At 38.2% G+C, this 16,828-nt stretch carries 16 protein-coding genes; 8 read left to right on the forward strand and 8 right to left on the reverse strand.

What is annotated here, in order from left to right; translation table 11 throughout:
* Window positions 1–116: 116 nt before the first annotated feature.
* Entirely contained in the window at window positions 117–914 is a 798-nt protein-coding gene (locus tag CWB75_RS02960; protein ID WP_055011532.1) for a response regulator transcription factor, read from the forward strand.
* A gap of 37 nt (window positions 915–951) precedes the next feature.
* Here CWB75_RS02960 and CWB75_RS02965 read toward each other — a convergent pair whose 3' ends face one another.
* The 4 genes from CWB75_RS02965 to CWB75_RS02980 form a co-directional block, all read right to left on the reverse strand.
* The gene (locus tag CWB75_RS02965; RefSeq protein ID WP_138569851.1) at window positions 952–3,039 is read right to left on the reverse strand and encodes a bifunctional diguanylate cyclase/phosphodiesterase; all 2,088 of its coding nucleotides are present in this window, start codon (window positions 3,037–3,039) and stop codon (window positions 952–954) included.
* Window positions 3,040–3,221: 182 nt separating this feature from the next.
* Window positions 3,222–3,902, reverse strand: coding sequence for an SDR family oxidoreductase (locus CWB75_RS02970; protein WP_138569852.1), 681 nt, complete (start codon window positions 3,900–3,902; stop codon window positions 3,222–3,224).
* Window positions 3,903–4,157: 255 nt separating this feature from the next.
* Entirely contained in the window at window positions 4,158–5,504 is a 1,347-nt protein-coding gene (astB, locus tag CWB75_RS02975; protein ID WP_138569853.1) for an N-succinylarginine dihydrolase, read from the reverse strand.
* Between the two features lie 347 nt (window positions 5,505–5,851).
* Window positions 5,852–6,340 (reverse strand): MarR family winged helix-turn-helix transcriptional regulator, encoded by a 489-nt coding sequence (locus tag CWB75_RS02980; RefSeq protein ID WP_138569919.1) that lies wholly within the window; start codon window positions 6,338–6,340, stop codon window positions 5,852–5,854.
* 130 nt (window positions 6,341–6,470) lie between these two features.
* Between CWB75_RS02980 and CWB75_RS02985 the strand changes: the two genes are divergently transcribed.
* From CWB75_RS02985 to CWB75_RS03005, 5 genes are all read left to right on the forward strand, one after another.
* The gene (locus tag CWB75_RS02985; RefSeq protein WP_008108945.1) at window positions 6,471–6,899 is read left to right on the forward strand and encodes an organic hydroperoxide resistance protein; all 429 of its coding nucleotides are present in this window, start codon (window positions 6,471–6,473) and stop codon (window positions 6,897–6,899) included.
* A gap of 185 nt (window positions 6,900–7,084) precedes the next feature.
* Window positions 7,085–7,438 carry a metalloregulator ArsR/SmtB family transcription factor gene (locus CWB75_RS02990; protein ID WP_008108943.1) on the forward strand — a complete coding sequence of 118 codons (354 nt, stop codon included), beginning with the start codon at window positions 7,085–7,087 and terminating at the stop codon, window positions 7,436–7,438.
* A 22-nt stretch (window positions 7,439–7,460) separates the two neighbouring features.
* Window positions 7,461–8,474, forward strand: a complete 1,014-nt coding sequence (locus CWB75_RS02995) for an ArsJ-associated glyceraldehyde-3-phosphate dehydrogenase (protein WP_138569854.1) — start codon at window positions 7,461–7,463, stop codon at window positions 8,472–8,474.
* 15 nt (window positions 8,475–8,489) lie between these two features.
* Complete coding sequence (gene arsJ, locus CWB75_RS03000) at window positions 8,490–9,710, forward strand: organoarsenical effux MFS transporter ArsJ (RefSeq protein WP_138569855.1); 1,221 nt, start codon at window positions 8,490–8,492, stop codon at window positions 9,708–9,710.
* Between the two features lie 111 nt (window positions 9,711–9,821).
* Window positions 9,822–11,939 (forward strand): methyl-accepting chemotaxis protein, encoded by a 2,118-nt coding sequence (locus CWB75_RS03005; protein ID WP_138569856.1) that lies wholly within the window; start codon window positions 9,822–9,824, stop codon window positions 11,937–11,939.
* A 64-nt stretch (window positions 11,940–12,003) separates the two neighbouring features.
* On the opposite strand, the gene CWB75_RS03010 is transcribed toward CWB75_RS03005, so the two are convergent.
* A complete protein-coding gene (locus CWB75_RS03010) occupies window positions 12,004–12,591 on the reverse strand; it encodes a TetR/AcrR family transcriptional regulator (protein ID WP_138569857.1) in 588 nt (195 codons plus the stop codon).
* Window positions 12,592–12,703: 112 nt separating this feature from the next.
* Between CWB75_RS03010 and CWB75_RS03015 the strand changes: the two genes are divergently transcribed.
* A complete protein-coding gene (locus tag CWB75_RS03015) occupies window positions 12,704–13,246 on the forward strand; it encodes a carboxymuconolactone decarboxylase family protein (protein ID WP_138569858.1) in 543 nt (180 codons plus the stop codon).
* Between the two features lie 75 nt (window positions 13,247–13,321).
* Here CWB75_RS03015 and CWB75_RS03020 read toward each other — a convergent pair whose 3' ends face one another.
* Entirely contained in the window at window positions 13,322–13,852 is a 531-nt protein-coding gene (locus CWB75_RS03020; RefSeq protein WP_054201397.1) for a hypothetical protein, read from the reverse strand.
* 48 nt (window positions 13,853–13,900) lie between these two features.
* Between CWB75_RS03020 and CWB75_RS03025 the strand changes: the two genes are divergently transcribed.
* Window positions 13,901–14,260, forward strand: a complete 360-nt coding sequence (locus CWB75_RS03025; protein WP_054201396.1) for a DUF1294 domain-containing protein — start codon at window positions 13,901–13,903, stop codon at window positions 14,258–14,260.
* A gap of 48 nt (window positions 14,261–14,308) precedes the next feature.
* Here CWB75_RS03025 and CWB75_RS03030 read toward each other — a convergent pair whose 3' ends face one another.
* Window positions 14,309–14,653 (reverse strand): PEGA domain-containing protein, encoded by a 345-nt coding sequence (locus CWB75_RS03030; RefSeq protein ID WP_138569859.1) that lies wholly within the window; start codon window positions 14,651–14,653, stop codon window positions 14,309–14,311.
* Between the two features lie 178 nt (window positions 14,654–14,831).
* Window positions 14,832–16,805: a serine/threonine-protein kinase gene (locus tag CWB75_RS03035; RefSeq protein ID WP_010389402.1), complete on the reverse strand. Its 1,974-nt coding sequence runs from the start codon at window positions 16,803–16,805 to the stop codon at window positions 14,832–14,834.
* Between the last annotated feature and the right edge of the window lie 23 nt (window positions 16,806–16,828).

The raw sequence follows: 16,828 nt of genomic DNA on the forward strand, positions 1-16,828 counted from the left end.
AGTTTGTTGAGTTTAGGTAAACAAGCTGTTTTGTTGCTGTTTTAGCTTTTTCTTGTAAGTTATTACTTTATAATGAGCATTATAAAAATTATTTAATTAATATTAACAGGATTGAAATGAGTGATTTAACGGCAATAGCCAACTTATCTATTTTATTAGTTGAGCCTTCTGAAGTGCAACAAAAGCTAATAAAAAAATCACTGGCTCAGTGTGGTGTTACACAAATTGAAACGGCCAGCACTCAAGAAAATGCGCTGGCCGCTTTATCAAAGTATCACCCTGACTTGGTGATCAGCAGTATGTATTTTAGCGACGGTACTGCAGACTCTTTATTACAGGCAATACGCAGTAACAGTAATACTGAGCAGCAGGCGTTTATGCTGGTGTCGAGCGAACGTAATAAGCGCCATTTAGAGCAACTTAGGCAATCGGGCGTATTAGCTATTTTACCTAAACCGTTTAATGCCGACGAGATCACCCGTGCGCTTAAAGCGACTCTGGATATTATTAGCGAGCAAGAGGTGGAGCTAGAGCACTTTGATGTCACTTTACTTCGTGTGTTGGTGGTTGATGACAGTCGCTTTGCACGAAAACATATAATACGAGTGCTAGCGGGAATGGGTATTCCTGAACCTGTAGAGGCAGAAGACGGTAAACAAGCGATTGAAATGCTTAATAATCAATCATTCGATTTAATTGTTACAGATTACAATATGCCAGAAATGGATGGTAAAGAGTTAACTGAAACCGTTAGAAAATCGAATGCTTACTCACATATTCCAATCCTGATGGTCAGCTCAGAGGCCAACGATACTCATTTAGCTAATATTGCTCAAGCCGGTGTGGATGCTATTTGTGACAAACCATTTGAACCTGCAACGGTGCGCGATTTGCTTTTTAAAATCATGAGCTAACTCGCAGCTGTAAAAGCACTTTTTAACTAAAGTGCTTTTAAGTCGCTTTGCAGTAATGTAATGAAAAATTAAGTAACTTGGCACCAGATAAGGGCTTACTTAAATAAAACCCCTGAGCAATATCGCAGTTTAGCTCGTTGAGTAAATCTAGCTGCTCTTTGGTTTCTACTCCCTCTGCAACTACTTTTATTTCTAGGCTGTGTGACATAGCTATGGCCGCTTTTACTAAATTACAGTCGGCCTTGTTATCTGTTATCCCTGCAATAAAGCTACGGTCAATTTTTAGCACATCAAAAGGGTATTCTCGTAAGTAACTTAATGATGAATAGCCTGTGCCAAAGTCGTCCATTGACAGTTTTATGCCCAGCTCATCAATTTGCACTAAGGCATCATGAATTGAGGCTTGGCTATTCATTAGTACCCCTTCGGTAATTTCCAGCTCTAAGCATTCATTATTAATGCTATTTTTATGTAGAGTATGTTTAATTATATTAACCAGTTCCGGATCTCTGAATTGGCGCGGCGATAAATTAATCGCCATGGTATAGTTTTGCTGGTTAATTGATTGCCATTCATTCAAAAAGCGTAAGGCTTGTTGAAGAACAAATAAACCAATAGGCGCAATCAAGCCCGTTTGCTCTGCAATGGGAATAAATTCATCAGGGGTGATTTCCCCTAACACTATATTATGCCAACGTAGCAAGGCTTCAGCGCCAATAATGGTGTTTGTTTTTACATCTATTTGCGGTTGATAATAAAGCTCAAATTCGTTTCGCTCCAGGGCTCCATGCATTTGCTCTTCTATTTCAAAACGCCGGCGCATAGCAACGTTCATTTGCGGGGTAAAAAAAGAGGAGGTATTGCGCCCCATCGCTTTTGCTTGGTACATAGCGGTGTCGGCATTACGTAACAACACCGAGGCACACGTACCGTCTTTGGGAGAAATCGCAATACCAATACTTAATGTCAGTATTAAGTCTCTGCCTTCGAGCTTGAAGGGTTTTCTAAATGCTTGAAGTAACCGCTCAGCAATTGCTAAAGCATCATTTTCATCGTTTAAACTGGATATTAAAACAATAAATTCATCACCCCCTAATCGACCGACAGTGTCATTTTGCTTTAGTGTTTGCTGTAATCTAGCGGCTGCTGCAATTAACAGTTTATCGCCTACTTCATGCCCTAATGAGTCATTCACTTTTTTAAAGTCATCAAGGTCTAAAAAAAACACTGCGGCTTTTTCATGACTTTTTTGTACTTCCATTAATATTTGTGACAAGCGATCTAAAGACAAAAAGCGGTTAGGCAAATCGGTTAAGCTATCAAAGAGAGCCTGATGACGGATCAATTCTGCTGAGCGGTGTGGTTCGCTAATATCACGAATAATCACCATGATTTGGTTTTTTTTGGGCAGTAGGCGCAATCTTGCCTCATAATAAATTACGCCTTCAGGCATGCTCAATTCATATTCAAAACTGACCATACTGTTTTGAGCTATTGTTTTTTCTATATGAATTTGAAATTTTTCCGCTACTTTTTCAGGCAGTACATCAATCATTTTTTTACCAATAAACTGCTCAGGTGAAATATACAGGTCCTTACTATTATTAACATGGTAATCAGCAATGATGCCATTTTGCTCTAGTACAAAAAATAAGTCGGGAATGGCTTCAAAGATAGTTTTCAACATACTGGCATTAAATGTGGCTTCTGCTTGTGCCTTGTGAACCTCAGAAAGGTCAATATCAATACAGTACATTTGTTTGGTATTGTATTGATTAGTAAACATAACATGGCTTGAAAATACAGCCACATCATTACCTTCTTTATGTTTGAGGATAAGCTCTGAGGAGGGAATTTCAATATCATGCTTAATCCAATTACTATGCGCTTCAATTACGGGCTCTCGCATTGATGTGGGTATAATTAAATCTTCGAGTTTTTTGCCAATGGCTTCTTGGTGCGAATACCCATAAAGCACTTCACTGCCTTTGTTCCAATAAATTACACGTCGTTGCTCATCATAACCTTGCACTGATATAGAATCGACAGCATCAAACAGTTGATGCAACGGATCATTAGTAACATATTGATGGGCAGGCATATTATGAGCTTTATGGGGAGCCATTAAATGGGTTCCAGTTATTGAATTACTTTATTTATATATTAGACATAAAGTTGAGATTTAGCATGGTAAGGGAGGTTTCAATGTGTGACTTTTCATTGATTTAGTCGAAAGTAATTTTAACAAAGCACAATTAAGCACTTTTAGAGCAAAGGCCAATAAAGATTGGCCTTTGGATTAACTTGTTAGTTGGTGGGCATTAAATAGATTTCGCGTACGCTATTACGCTGATTAGCCTCAATGGCAAATAATACCGCATCGGCCACATCTTGTGGGTCGAGCTTATCGGGCTTTGCTTCATCAAAAAAAGGCGTATTTACCATACCTGGCGCAATAGTGGTACAGCGACCGTGCCATGGTTTCATTTCCTCTGCTAAATTTTGACCAAAGCCATGTGCAAACCATTTAGTGGCACCATAAATAGAGCCGTCAATGGGTCTTCTTCCTGCTGCAGAACTGGTTAAAATAAAATGCCCTTGGTTTTCACGTAAGTGAGGCAAGGTGAGTTTTGCGGTCCACAATAACGCTTTAATGTTAAGATCAACCATGGCTGACCACTCTTGGGGATCGCCATTTTCTGTGCCAGCTGATGACACACCCATGCCTGCGTTAGCAAATGCCACGTCTAGTTGGCCAAATTTTTCAACGCCTTTACTCACCACATTCTCAAGTTCATTAAATTCAGTGGCATCGGCTGAAACGCTAAATGCGTTTTCATGGCCTAACTCGTCAACTAGTTTATTGAGTTTATCTTCACTGCGCGCAGTTAATATTACTTTGTGACCATTATTAACTAATGTTTTAGCGGTCGCCTCGCCAATGCCGCTCGATGCGCCGGTAATTAAAATGACTTTCTGTGTTGTCATGGTTTGTCTCCTTTTATGGAATTCTACCAAGCTTGATTGTAAAGATTCATTAAATAAGTATTTTTAGAATTAATTAAGTGACAATGATACTGTTTTAGCGTGCTGCCAAGAATAATTGATACCCTGACAAAGAGAGTTATATGTGTGTGAATAGTCAGGGTAATTATAAGGTTAAAAACTTAACCTTAATTGAATTTAAACAGATTAGCGTTAAGAGCTTGAACGTATTATCAAGCCCTTAAAGTAGCAAAGCATTTAAGCTTCTAATTGGAATGGGTATACAGATCCTAAACTAAGCAACTGGGTTAACTCATCAAGGGCTTGGTAGCTTTCGGTTAGTAAAGCTGGGTCTGCAAAGTCGTTGGCACCAAGTTTATCTCGGTAATGGCGAGTAGCCCAATCACATAATTGAGTGTACTTTTGCTCATTTAAGATCACATCAGGATTTACCGCTGCTAATTCGTGGCTGTTTAATGCAACTCGTAATCGCAAACAAGCAGGCCCACCACCATTTTGCATACTTTGGCGCAAATCAAAAAACTGCACTTGATTTATGGGGTTATCGGCAACAATTAGCTCTTCAATATACGCTTTTACAGCAGGGTTGCGCTGGCATTCTTGTGGGGCAACGAGCAGCATTGCATCGTCATTCATGCTAACCAGTTGGCTATTAAATAAATAACTACTAACAGCATCTTGAATACTCACTTTACTGGTTGGCACTTCAATAATATACAGCTGTTTGTTACCTACGTAGGCTTCGCGGATATCGTCTAGTGCTTGCGTTTGATTTAAAAACGCCTGCTGGTGGCAAAGTAAAACATTGGCGTTACCTACAGCAATTACATCATTATGGAACACCCCTTGGTCAATCACATCAGGGTTTTGTTGCAATAATATTTGACTGGTATCTTTTATATTATGCAATCGACAAATAGCCTCAGACGCCTCCAATGTTTGCCTTGCTGGGAATTTAGCTGGCTTAACAAGTTGACTGTTAAAGGCACTTGCACCAAATACAAATAACTCTAAACCTGTTTCACCGTGACTGTCGCATAAACGAGTATGGTTTGCTGCACCTTCATCACCAAAAAAACCTTGCTCAGGTAAGTGTGTATGATGTGCAAAGTATTGTTCGTTACTAAACATTGCTTTAAGCAAACGTGTTGTAGTGTTTGGCTCTAATGAACGATGAAATTTATTATTAAGATTTGCCGCAGTAAAGTGTACTTTGCCATCGTTGGTATCAGGGGAGGGAGATACTGTAGCAGCATTAGCTGTCCACATGGCAGAGGCTGAGTAACAGGCGCGTAACAAAATAGGGTCGGCTTTAAAAGCTTTATTAATGACTTGCGCATCGTTGCCAGTAAATCCTAAACGGCGTAATACATTTAAATCAGGGCGAGCATGAGGAGCAAACACCCCTTGGGTTAAGCCTTTATCATGCATGGCTTTCATTTTAGCCAGGCCCTGCAATACAGCTTCTTGCGGATTTGAAAAACTCGCCGCGTTATTTAACGAAGCAACATTACCATACGACAAACCTGCGTAGTTGTGAGTAGGGCCGACTAAGCCGTCAAAATTAACTTCTAAAGCATGCATATACGTTCCACTAGCCAATTAAATAGTCTTTTACAATACAACGCTATGGGGTAGCTTGCAAAGTCTGTTTAAAAATAGTTCAACGAGAGTACATTCGTTCTTTTTCACTGGTGGTATGCGTATTTGTAGGCTCATTTACTTGCCACACTGTGATATCTAAGCGCCATAAAAAATAAAGAGTGTTGTATAAATTAGACATAACTTTTCCTTGGTGTTGCTAACGTCATTAAGGGAGTAGGAAGAAGTATGCCAACTGTTAATTGAATATTTTATGAATAATAATCAATAAGTTAATTTTTTATAACTAAACTATAAAAAGCGTAAGCACCACATTGGATAAATTTACGCTAGGTTTGCACTAACTTGGGACTGTCTTTAGCATCGACACTTTCATCTTCAGTCTGGGTGCTTAAGTCACTAACGATTAAATCGAGTAACAGCATTAATTGCTGTGCTTGGTTAGTGTCGATACTGTCAAATTTACAGAAAATTGTTTTTGGAATATCAGCAGCTTTAAGTTTTAAAGATTGGCCGGTGTGAGTCAATTGCACCAAACGCTTACGCTTATCGTGTTCGTCCTTTATAACGTTAAGCAATGATTTGCTGGTCATCTTTTTTAATATTTGAGTAAGCGCGCCACCATCAATTGCGGTTTTATCTATTAACTCAGCGATGGTTACTTCATCTTGTTCCCACAGCGCCATCATAACAACATACTGAGGATAGGTAAGGTTAAGCTCTGCTAGAGGCTCCCGATAGGCACGGGCTATGCTGTTAGACGCCATATATAAACGATGGCATAACTGATTTTTTAATTTTAACTGTTCAAACGACATCGCATTACCCTTCATTTCAAGATAGCTTATTTTAATTTGCATGCAAAGTAATTGCAATCAGAATTTAATTGCCTTATTATTTTGCGTGCAAAGTAATTAATTTGAAAATTTTAAATCTTAGGAGTTCACTATGAATGTATTACAAAATGTAGCTTATACAGCAAAAGCAACGGCAACAGGCGGACGTGAAGGCGTTGCTAAATCAGATGACGGTCGTTTAGATGTTAACTTATCAACGCCTAAAGGGTTAGGTGGTGACGATGGGCAAGGCACTAATCCAGAGCAATTATTTGCAGCAGGTTATGCAGCGTGTTTTATTGGCGCACTTAAATTTGTAGCCGGTAGCGAAAAAGTTGCTTTACCAAGCGATACTTACATTAACTCTGAAGTATCTATTGGTGCTATTGAAGGTGGTTTTGGTATTGCTGTAAAGCTTGCTGTATCACTAGGTGATATGGACAAAGCAGCGGCGCAAGAGCTGGTAAATAAAGCACATCAAGTATGCCCATACTCAAACGCAACACGCGGTAATATTGAGGTAGAACTTTCAGTTATTTAATTTACCTCTTTATATTGTTTATAAAAACACGCCATGAGTGATCATCGCGTGTTTTTTATTCGCAACTATATCTATAAATGAATTGAAAATAGATAAAACAAGTTACATTCGAAATTTCATATATTCACTATTCCATATGTTTGTTTTTTGTTTTATTGTATATGCATAAACCAAATGAGGACGCTATGGAACAACTCAACCCACTACAGTTTTATAAATGCTTAGCTGACGATACGCGCTTAAAAGCCATGCTGCTAATTAGCCATGAGCAAGAATTATGTGTATGCGAGCTTGTGGCTGCCCTTGAGCTTAGCCAGCCTAAAGTATCTCGTCATTTAGCCCAGCTTAGGCAATGTGGCTTATTGAGCGATCGTAAGCAAAATCAATGGGTGTATTACAGTATTAATAAAGCCCTACCAGAGTGGGCTGAAAATGTACTAGCACAAACCCGTAGCGCTAATATTGAATTTTATAACGATGATTTAAATCGACTCAATGCAATGGGTAACCGCCCTGAGCGTGCAGCAAACTGCTGTTAATTAACTTTTAAAGGTATTTATTATGACAATTAAAGTAGGGATTAATGGTTTTGGCCGTATGGGGCGCTTAACATTGCGTGCTGCACTTGATTGGCCTGAAATTGAATTTATTAAAATTAATGATGTTGCTGGCGATGCTAAAACGCATGCACATTTACTCGAATTTGATTCAGTACATGGGCGTTTGGCACACAATGTAACAGCATCAGCGCACAGCTTTAGTGTAGGTAAACACACCATTGATGTAACTAATAATAAAAACATTGATGATACTGATTGGTCAGATTGCGATGTAGTCATTGAAGCCAGCGGTGTGATGAAAACCACCGAATTATTAAATCACTACCTAGCTCAAGGTGTAAAACGTGTGGTAGTGACTGCACCGGTGAAAGAAGACGGTATTTTAAATGTAGTGATGGGCGTAAATGATGATTTATATAATCCTGATGAGCATAAAATTGTTACAGCGGCATCATGTACAACAAACTGTTTAGCGCCAATTGTTAAAGTACTACAAGAAAAAGTGGGTATTAAACACGGCTCTATGACTACTATTCACGATATAACTAACACCCAAACTATTATTGATGCCCCACATAAAGACTTACGTCGAGCTCGCTCATGTGGTACCAGTTTAATTCCCACCACAACAGGCAGTGCCACGGCTATAACACATATTTTCCCTGAACTTAAAGGGAAACTAAATGGCCATGCTGTTCGTGTGCCACTCACTAATGCCTCAATTACCGACTGTGTATTTGAGCTTGAGCACGGTGTTACACAAGATGAAGTTAACGAGTGGTTTTATCAGGCTGCAGAGGACACATTAAAAGGGATTTTAGGTTATGAAGAGAAGCCACTTGTGTCTATTGATTATAAAACCGATCCGCGTAGTTGTACTATCGACGCGCTTTCTACCATGGTGATTAATAATACCCAGCTTAAATTATATGCTTGGTACGATAATGAGTGGGGATATGCAAACCGTACCGCCGAACTTATGCTAAAAGTAGCAAAAAGTGATGTAGTTAATTAGCCCAAGGTATTAACCATGTTTGCTAAACTTAGTGATTTACCTCAAGCGATAAAACAATATTTAATTATTACCGGTAATTATTGGGCGTTTACTTTAACCGATGGGGCGCTGAGAATGCTGGTGGTGCTGTATTTCCATCAGCTAGGATATGATGCACTTGCCATTGCTATGCTGTTTTTGTTTTATGAAGTGTTTGGGGTGTTCACTAACTTAGTAGGGGGGTGGCTTGGCGCGCATTTAGGCCTAAATAAAACCATGAATATTGGCTTAGGCATACAGCTTGTTGCCTTAGCTATGTTATGTGTACCTAGTGATTGGCTGGGCGTTTTTTACGTTATGGCTGCACAAGCGCTCAGTGGTATTGCCAAAGATTTGAATAAAATGAGTGCTAAAAGCGCAATTAAGTATTTAGTGCCTGATGACGAAACAGGGCAAAGTAAACTATATAGATGGATTGCGCTACTAACTGGTTCAAAGAATGCGCTCAAAGGCATTGGCTTTTTTTTAGGTGGGTTACTATTAACTTTAGTGGGTTTTAAAGGCGCATTATTTGCACTGATCGCTCTGTTAGGTATTGCTTGGCTGGTTAGCCTTACTTACTTAAAAGGTGATATGGGGAAAGCCAAAAATAAGCCTAAATTTAAGGAGTTATTTTCAAAATCCAGAGCAATTAATTTACTCAGTGCTGCGCGATTATGTTTATTTGCGGCACGTGATGTATGGTTTGTAGTTGCGCTGCCTGTTTATTTAGCCGCACAGTTTAATTGGGATCATTGGTGGGTAAGTGGCTTTATGGCGCTATGGGTTATAGCTTATGGAATTGTGCAATCACAAGCACCTAAAGTAACAGGAAGTTCGGCCGATAGAGTAGATATTATCGAAAAAGCCTCTTGGTGGGCGGTCGCACTGACTGCTGTTATGTTTATATTAGCAGCCTTAATACAACTTGATATTGCAGTAAGTTTTACCTTAATAATAGGTTTATTGGTTTTTGGCGCTACATTTGCAATCAATTCTTCTTTGCATAGCTATCTTATTGTTAACCTTGCTAAAAGCGATGCAGTATCACTTGATGTGGGCTTTTATTACATGGCTAATGCAACCGGTCGACTGGTTGGGACAGTATTCTCAGGATTAGTGTATAAACTATATGGATTACAAGCTTGCTTGTGGGTAAGTGTTAGCTTGCTTTTTGTTGTTGTGTTAGTGACTCTGCGACTAAATAAGCAAAGTTAAATGGTCGTTGGTTATGAGATTAAGTTATCCATATTATTTTAAAATAATTAATAATATGTTGTTTAATTTGGTCTAAACTAAAAATAAATAAGTAAAGCAAGGTAGTTATAAATGCGGGAAATAGCGTTAGCAAAAAAGTTATTATGGATAAGCGTCGGAAGTATACTTTTAACGGTAGTACTATTTTCAGGCATACTTTGGTCTAAGCTCTCATCGAGTAATGCCAACACTTCTGCAGAAGCTGAGACTCTAATTGTTAATGAGGTCGATGGGCGATTAACAGCAAATGCAGCCGCCTATGGTGAAAAAATTGCCGCTTTTATTAATGAAGCTTACCGAATACCTTTTTCACTTGGTAGTATTTTAGAAGATGCCGATAAAGCCTCAATAAAGCGTGATTCAGTTGTTTCTTTAAATCGTTCAATATTAGAAAGTAATGATGTTATTTCCTCTATTTATTCACAGTTTGAAAAAAATGGTTTTGATGGTAAAGATAGTGAATTTACTCAAGGATACAATCACTCTGTTGCTGGTACAGGTTCATTAGAAATTTATTTCACTAAAAATAGCAATGGTTTGGTTGAGCAACAGGTTGTGGAAGACGCGGAAGAAAAATACGCGGATAAAATAAACGAATTTGGTTTACGTGAGGCAGAGTGGTACTTGTGTGCTAAAGACAAGCTAAAACCATGCATTATGGAACCCTACTTGTATGAGATTACACCGGGTTACTCAGAAATGATGACCTCACTTGTTGTTCCTGTTATTAAATCAGGCAAGTTTGTAGGCGTTACAGGGGCGGATATAACTTTACCTGTATTTCAAAAACTAACAGAAGAACTTTCAAAGGCGCTTTACGATGGCAAAGCAAAAGTAACGTTACTTAGTCATTTGGGTTTAATTGTTGGTACAAGTCATTACAAAGAAAAATTAGGCCGCCCACTAAAAGAAGCTGTTAGCGCTAAAAGTTATGAGAGTTATAAAGCACTAAAAGGTACTAAAGGAATAAACAAACAGGGCGCTGAAATAATGGTGTCTTACCCGATTGAAATTAAGCTTGCTGATGTGAAATGGATGCTGCTAATTGAAGTACCCGCTGAACTTGCCTTTGAAGGACCTATTCAATTAACTGCTGGCATGTCTGAGGCTGCAAAAGAGCTGGGTGTGATTATTTTGATCACCGGGACTGTAATTGCGGTATTGGCATTTATAGTAATGAAGCTTGTAGTAGGCAGTGTTGTGGCTCCTCTTAAACAAATTCAGGAGCGGGTTGATAACTTAGCAAGCTCTGAAGGTGATTTAACACAAACTCTGCATGTTGATACTCACGCTGAGCTTATAGCTCTGGCTGGAGGATTTAATAAGTTTTTATCAAAACTTCGTGAATTGATCAGTGAGCTTAAAGCGGTCTCAGATCAAACCAAGCACCAAGGTGAAGTTACCTCAAATATTGCGGTAGAAACCAAGCATAATGTGCAGGCACAGTTTAAAGAAATTGAAAGTGTGGTTACTGCAATGAACGAAATGAGCGCGACAGCACTTGAAGTGGCAAAAGCTTCAGAGCAGTCGGCGCAACAAGCTGATGAAATTAACACCTTAGTGGTTAGTAGCGAATCGAGCTTATCATCGGCTATGACGCAAGTTAAAACCATGTCTGAAGAAATTAAAGAAGCTAATCAGGCAGTAGAAAAAGTAGCATCGCGTAGTAATGATATTACTCAAATACTTGATGTGATCCGAACTATCTCTGAGCAAACTAACTTATTAGCACTAAACGCAGCTATTGAGGCTGCACGAGCTGGGGATCACGGACGTGGTTTTGCCGTTGTTGCTGATGAGGTTAGAGCTTTAGCATCTAAAACGCGCTCCTCAACCGATGACATTAGTAGTTTAATCGATAGCTTACTTTCAGAAGTGGGTAATGCATCAACTGTTATCGAAAAAGGTGTAGTACGCGCCGAAACTGCAGTAGATGAAACCTCAACAGCTTTTGATGCACTGCACAGTGTGGTTGTGAAAGTAGATGAAATAACCAATCAAATTACTCATATTGCAACGGCTGCTGAAGAGCAAAGCTTAGTCACCGAAGAAATAAATCGCAACTTGACGATAATTTCTGATGCTGCTTCACAGCTTTCTGATTTATCTGCTCAAGCAGGCGATAGCAGCGAAGAGTTAAATAAACTAGTTGCGCAGCAAGACTCTGAGCTTAATAAATTAAAAACCTAGACGTTGAACTTTGGTTTTAAATTAAAAAGGCAGCTAACTTTATTAGCTGCCTTTTTATTTTAAGCTAAAGACTCTTCATGAGTGAAAACATGTTTTCGATCATTGGTTTGGCCAACTTTTCTACATTTGGTCGATTAAAATAACTACGTAAGCCAGTAAATTGTATTTGGAAAAAACGAGCATAATCTATAGCCGAGGTATTTCCACTGAGCTCTTTATTAGCTATAGCGTTTGTAAATAGTTCAGTAAGGTAATGTTCAAAGTCTATCATCAGCTCTACGCTGATTTGATAAAGATAGCTGTCTTTATCAACAAACTCATTATTTGCCTTAACTAACATGCAGATAGAACTTGGAGTATGACTTTGTGAGGAAATAACAACATATTCTACAAAGTCTTGCAGTGCTTCAAGAATACTGCTGCATGATACTAAACGTTCATCTATTAAGCTTTGCATTTGTTTGGCATAATTTTTTATCGCTTCACAATATAAACCTTCCTTAGAGCCAAATGCCGCATAAATGCTGCCTGGACGCATATTAATTGCATCTTGTAAATCGCGGGTAGTTGTAGCATGAAAGCCCTTCTCCCAGAATAATTGACTAGCGGCATAAACAACTTGCTCGCGTTCAAATTTAACTTTATTGGCCATGATAGTTTCTATTAAGTTGAGCAACTGTTCAATTTTAACTTGAGCGATCGCTCAAAATCAAATAGTATGTGTCTCGATGTTACTTAAAACTATTTTTTAATTGGAGTTAGTGATGGCCGAATTTACCTTATACACACAAGAAAATGCATCAGAAGAAGCACGACCTCTATTGGCAGACTCTATTGCTGCTTTTGGTATGTTACCCAACCTTCATGCTGTAATGGCTGAGGCGCCAACCTTACTTAAAGGCTACCAAGTACTGCATGAGCTATTTCAAAAAACATCATTCAATGCAAAAGAATTAACCGTTGTTTGGCAGTCAATTAATGTTGAACATGCGTGTCATTATTGCGTGCCAGCACATAGTGGTATTGCTGCTGCTATGAAAGTTGATAAAAGTATTGTTGATGCGCTAGTTAATAAAACGCCACTGGAGGATGTAAAACTTGAAGTTCTTCGTGAAACAACCCTTGAGATGACACGCGAACGAGGTGTGCTAAGCCAGTCACAGCAGGATAAGTTTTTTGCCGCTGGCTATACAAAGCAACAGCTTTTAGAAATTGTATTGGGTCTTGCGCAAAAGGTGATGAGTAATTACACCAATCATCTTGCAGATACGCCAGTGGATGATGCGTTTAAGAAATTTGTAAAATGATAGGTTAGCCGCTATTTAGCCATTAAGTTATATCGATTTAATGGCTAAATAATTTTTATATAAAGATGAAGCTGTTTATTTAAATTTAACGTCTTTATTACTGCGATAGTAAGTTCGAACTTCCGGTTTAGTCCATTCACCTTTTTTTAAATAAGAAGTAGACACAACAAACTGTTGGTCTTTAAATTCACTGGTTGATTTCACTTTAGTGATCCCTTCTTGGCTACCTGTAACATCTTCATAGGCCACAAATTGTGTTGGGCTCAGTACTTTCATGACGCCTTTAGTATAAAAGCCAGCTGTTGTGAAATAATAGAAAACAAGTGACTGTTTTTTACGATCGTAGAAAATCATTGATTCCCCTCCATACTCACCCTCATTAATAGAGTGTGTAGTACGAATGGCTTTACCATTAAGTACGCGCTGCCATTTACTCACATCTTGAATGTTTGGCTCACCTTTTTCGGTATTAAAATCAGCTTGCCAAGTGCCTAAGTAGGGCGTGAAAATCGCAAGTTCTGGTGCTAGTGACTCTGTTTTATTATTCGCTAGAGTGCTAAATATAGATAGCGATAACAGCAGCATCGCGGCCTTTAAATATGTCATAATTAACCCGAGTGTTTATTTATTATTCTTATTATAGGCGATTATTTTTTGATAAAAAGTACCTTAATTATATTTTCGAGCGTGTTTATAGCTTTACTATGGCTTGCTTATTTAAATCATAAAATTGAGATGTTCGTACCGATATATATTTCACTACTCAGTGGTATTACATTTTTATATTATGCGTGGGACAAACGAAAAGCAGTACAGTCGAATCGCAAGCAAGTAAGTCGTATACCTGAACGACATTTACATCTCTGTGCTCTATTGGGAGGATGGCCTGGTGCACTTATAGCGCAGCAGACTTTAAGGCATAAGTCACAAAAGCGTGTATTTATAGTGATATTGTGGCTGTGTATAGCGGTGAATTTAAGCTTGGGTAGTTATGCATGGTATGTTTATTATTAATGTTTAAATGCCTTTATTCATTAAAGGCATTTCACTTTTTTAAACAGTCTATTGCGCTGATTGGCTTAACTGTTTTTCATCGAGCTCTATAGTTAAAATGGTTTTTTTATCAACCGTTACCCATTTTCTATAAGTTACATAGCCCGCTTTACTTACTTCAATATCATATTTACCAGCATCTAGTTCAATTGCATCTTGATATACAGGCACTATATTCATTATCCGTACTCTAGAATCAGCTGGGTTAGTAATAACCGTAAGTGATATTGGTGTACTTTCTTCGCTCACTTGAGGGGTTGGCTCAATAACGACATCTTCAGTTTTGCTGGTTTTAGATGTTGCTGAACAGCCTGAGAGTATGAGGGCTGCAGCTAGTAAGCTTAAATTTTTCATAGGTACTCCATTAATGATAAAAACTCTAAATATGTAAAATCTTGGCGGAGTGTATGATGATATGAATGCACTCGTCGTCCTTGACTTTGTTATCTGTATTTTGATTTTAGTCTAATAGCTATGTAATCGTTATTCAATCACCACTGTGCTATTTTTGAGCAATAAATATATACTCTTTTTAAAGCATATTATCTAAAGACTGAGTAATCGCTTCACTTTTTTCAACTAAGCGCTCAGCAGCTTTATACATTCTTTTTTTCATTAAATCGTTAGCTGTGCTGATGTAACGTCTCGATAATTCTTTTCTCAACGAGACTAAAAGTGAGAAGTCATTCGGTAATGCTGTTGATTCAGACTTAATAAACTCTTCAAACTCCATTAACGCTTTATGATCTTCTATTGTTTCTAATTGAGCCGAGAAACGTTGAAACTTAGGACCATAAAACACCACTGCATCGGCACGCGGAAAGTCGGCTTGTTCGCCTAAATTAACCTTTTGCTGATACGCAGTTAATGCATTAATAGCAGACTCTCGCTGCATTAAATTTGCTAGTAACTCATCCGCTTTTTTGTTGTTTGTAAAAACGATTTTACCCACGTTTAAGAGAACTTTTTGGGTGATCACATCGTCACTTTCTATAGCGGTATTTAACGCAACAGTGAAATTATCAAGGTGAAGATCTGTTGGCTGATAACGGTAAGTTTTATCAACTTCTTTTAAGTCTGAAACTAAGTGAGCAATACTATTGGGCTGCTCTTCGTTATAACGCGACTGTTCAAGTAATAAATCGATTCTGGCTGTAATATCAAAAATAATTGATTGGCGTTCTCTAAGTACACTTTCTAATTGCATCGATAGTTTTTCTGAATCAGGGTAATAATCTAATGCATCAGAGTAGACGGCTATGATTTTATCGAAATCTTTAAATTTACGACCTGCAATATTATTAAACTGATTAGCTTCATCATTAAAGCTCTCTAATATGCTTTGCTGGTTTGATCTTAGTAACCCTTGTTTAAGCACTTCATATTGTGGTGGAATTTGTTCAAGTTTGTTTAAAATAGTTGGCCCCTGCCAAGACATCCACGCTTCTACTTGTTGGTTAATCGCTTTGGCATTATCGAGTTGTGCCTGTAATTGTTTTGTATTATCTGAGCTTGAGTAATAATTTTGCGCAATTAAACCAATAATGGCGATACTGGCGACGCTTGCAAAAATCGCTGGCTTTAAGTTTGTTGTGAGACTTTTTAAAATGGGCTCTAATGATTCAAGCCTTTGATTCGCATTTAAAACTAATGCTTTATTTAAATTGTTCCACAAAAGAATAGGGCAGTTACTTGGTTTTTTAACTGCTGTATTTTTAGGTACTTTGTCTGCAGCAACACGGTTAAATGGGTGTTTACTACTAAGTAGTTCATAGGCAATACAGGCAAAAGAAAAAACATCGTCTTTTACTGATGCTTCACTACCCTTTAATTGCTCAGGACTTGCATATGTTGGGGTGTAGCCGCCAATAGTTGCCAGTTCACTGTCATTTTTTACAGCGTATTGATCGTCTAAGCTTTTGTGTTTGGCAATACCAAAGTCAAGCACCTTAAGGTTGCCGTTAGAGTCAAAAATAATATTTGAGGGCTTAAGGTCGTTATGAATTACGCCTCGCGAGTGGGCATAAATTAGCGCATTGGTTAATTGCTCTAAAATAATTTTTGCTTTTTTAAACGCTAAACCTGAGGGTTTATTACGTTTAATAATTTGTTCCAGTGTTTCCCCTTCAATTAACTCCATAGTGACATAATATAAATCGCCATCAGAATCTGCTGAGTACACTTTTACAATACTTGGGTGGGAAAGTTGCTGTGTTTTTGCTGTTTCATCTTTTAGTAATGAAATAGCTTCTTCAGAGCTTGAAAATTCTTCCTGAAGTACTTTAATTGCTACCGTTGCTTCTGAGCGATTACTGCTTTCTAAAAAAGTATCGCGCGCCCGATAAATGTAGCACATACCGCCTTGGCCAATCAGCTCTTCAATTAAGTAGCGGCCAGATATTTTTTTGCCAAGTAGGTTTTGCTTGCGAATGTTTGACGTTTTTTTTGTGTTTGAGTCTAGGGAAGCAATCTGAGTTTTATCGTTGTGATCATTAGTACTACTCATAAAAAATCCTTTTATTGTGTTAA

Origin of the sequence: Pseudoalteromonas sp. S1608 (genome assembly GCF_005887265.1) — a bacterium.
GTDB classification, from domain to species: domain Bacteria; phylum Pseudomonadota; class Gammaproteobacteria; order Enterobacterales; family Alteromonadaceae; genus Pseudoalteromonas; species Pseudoalteromonas undina.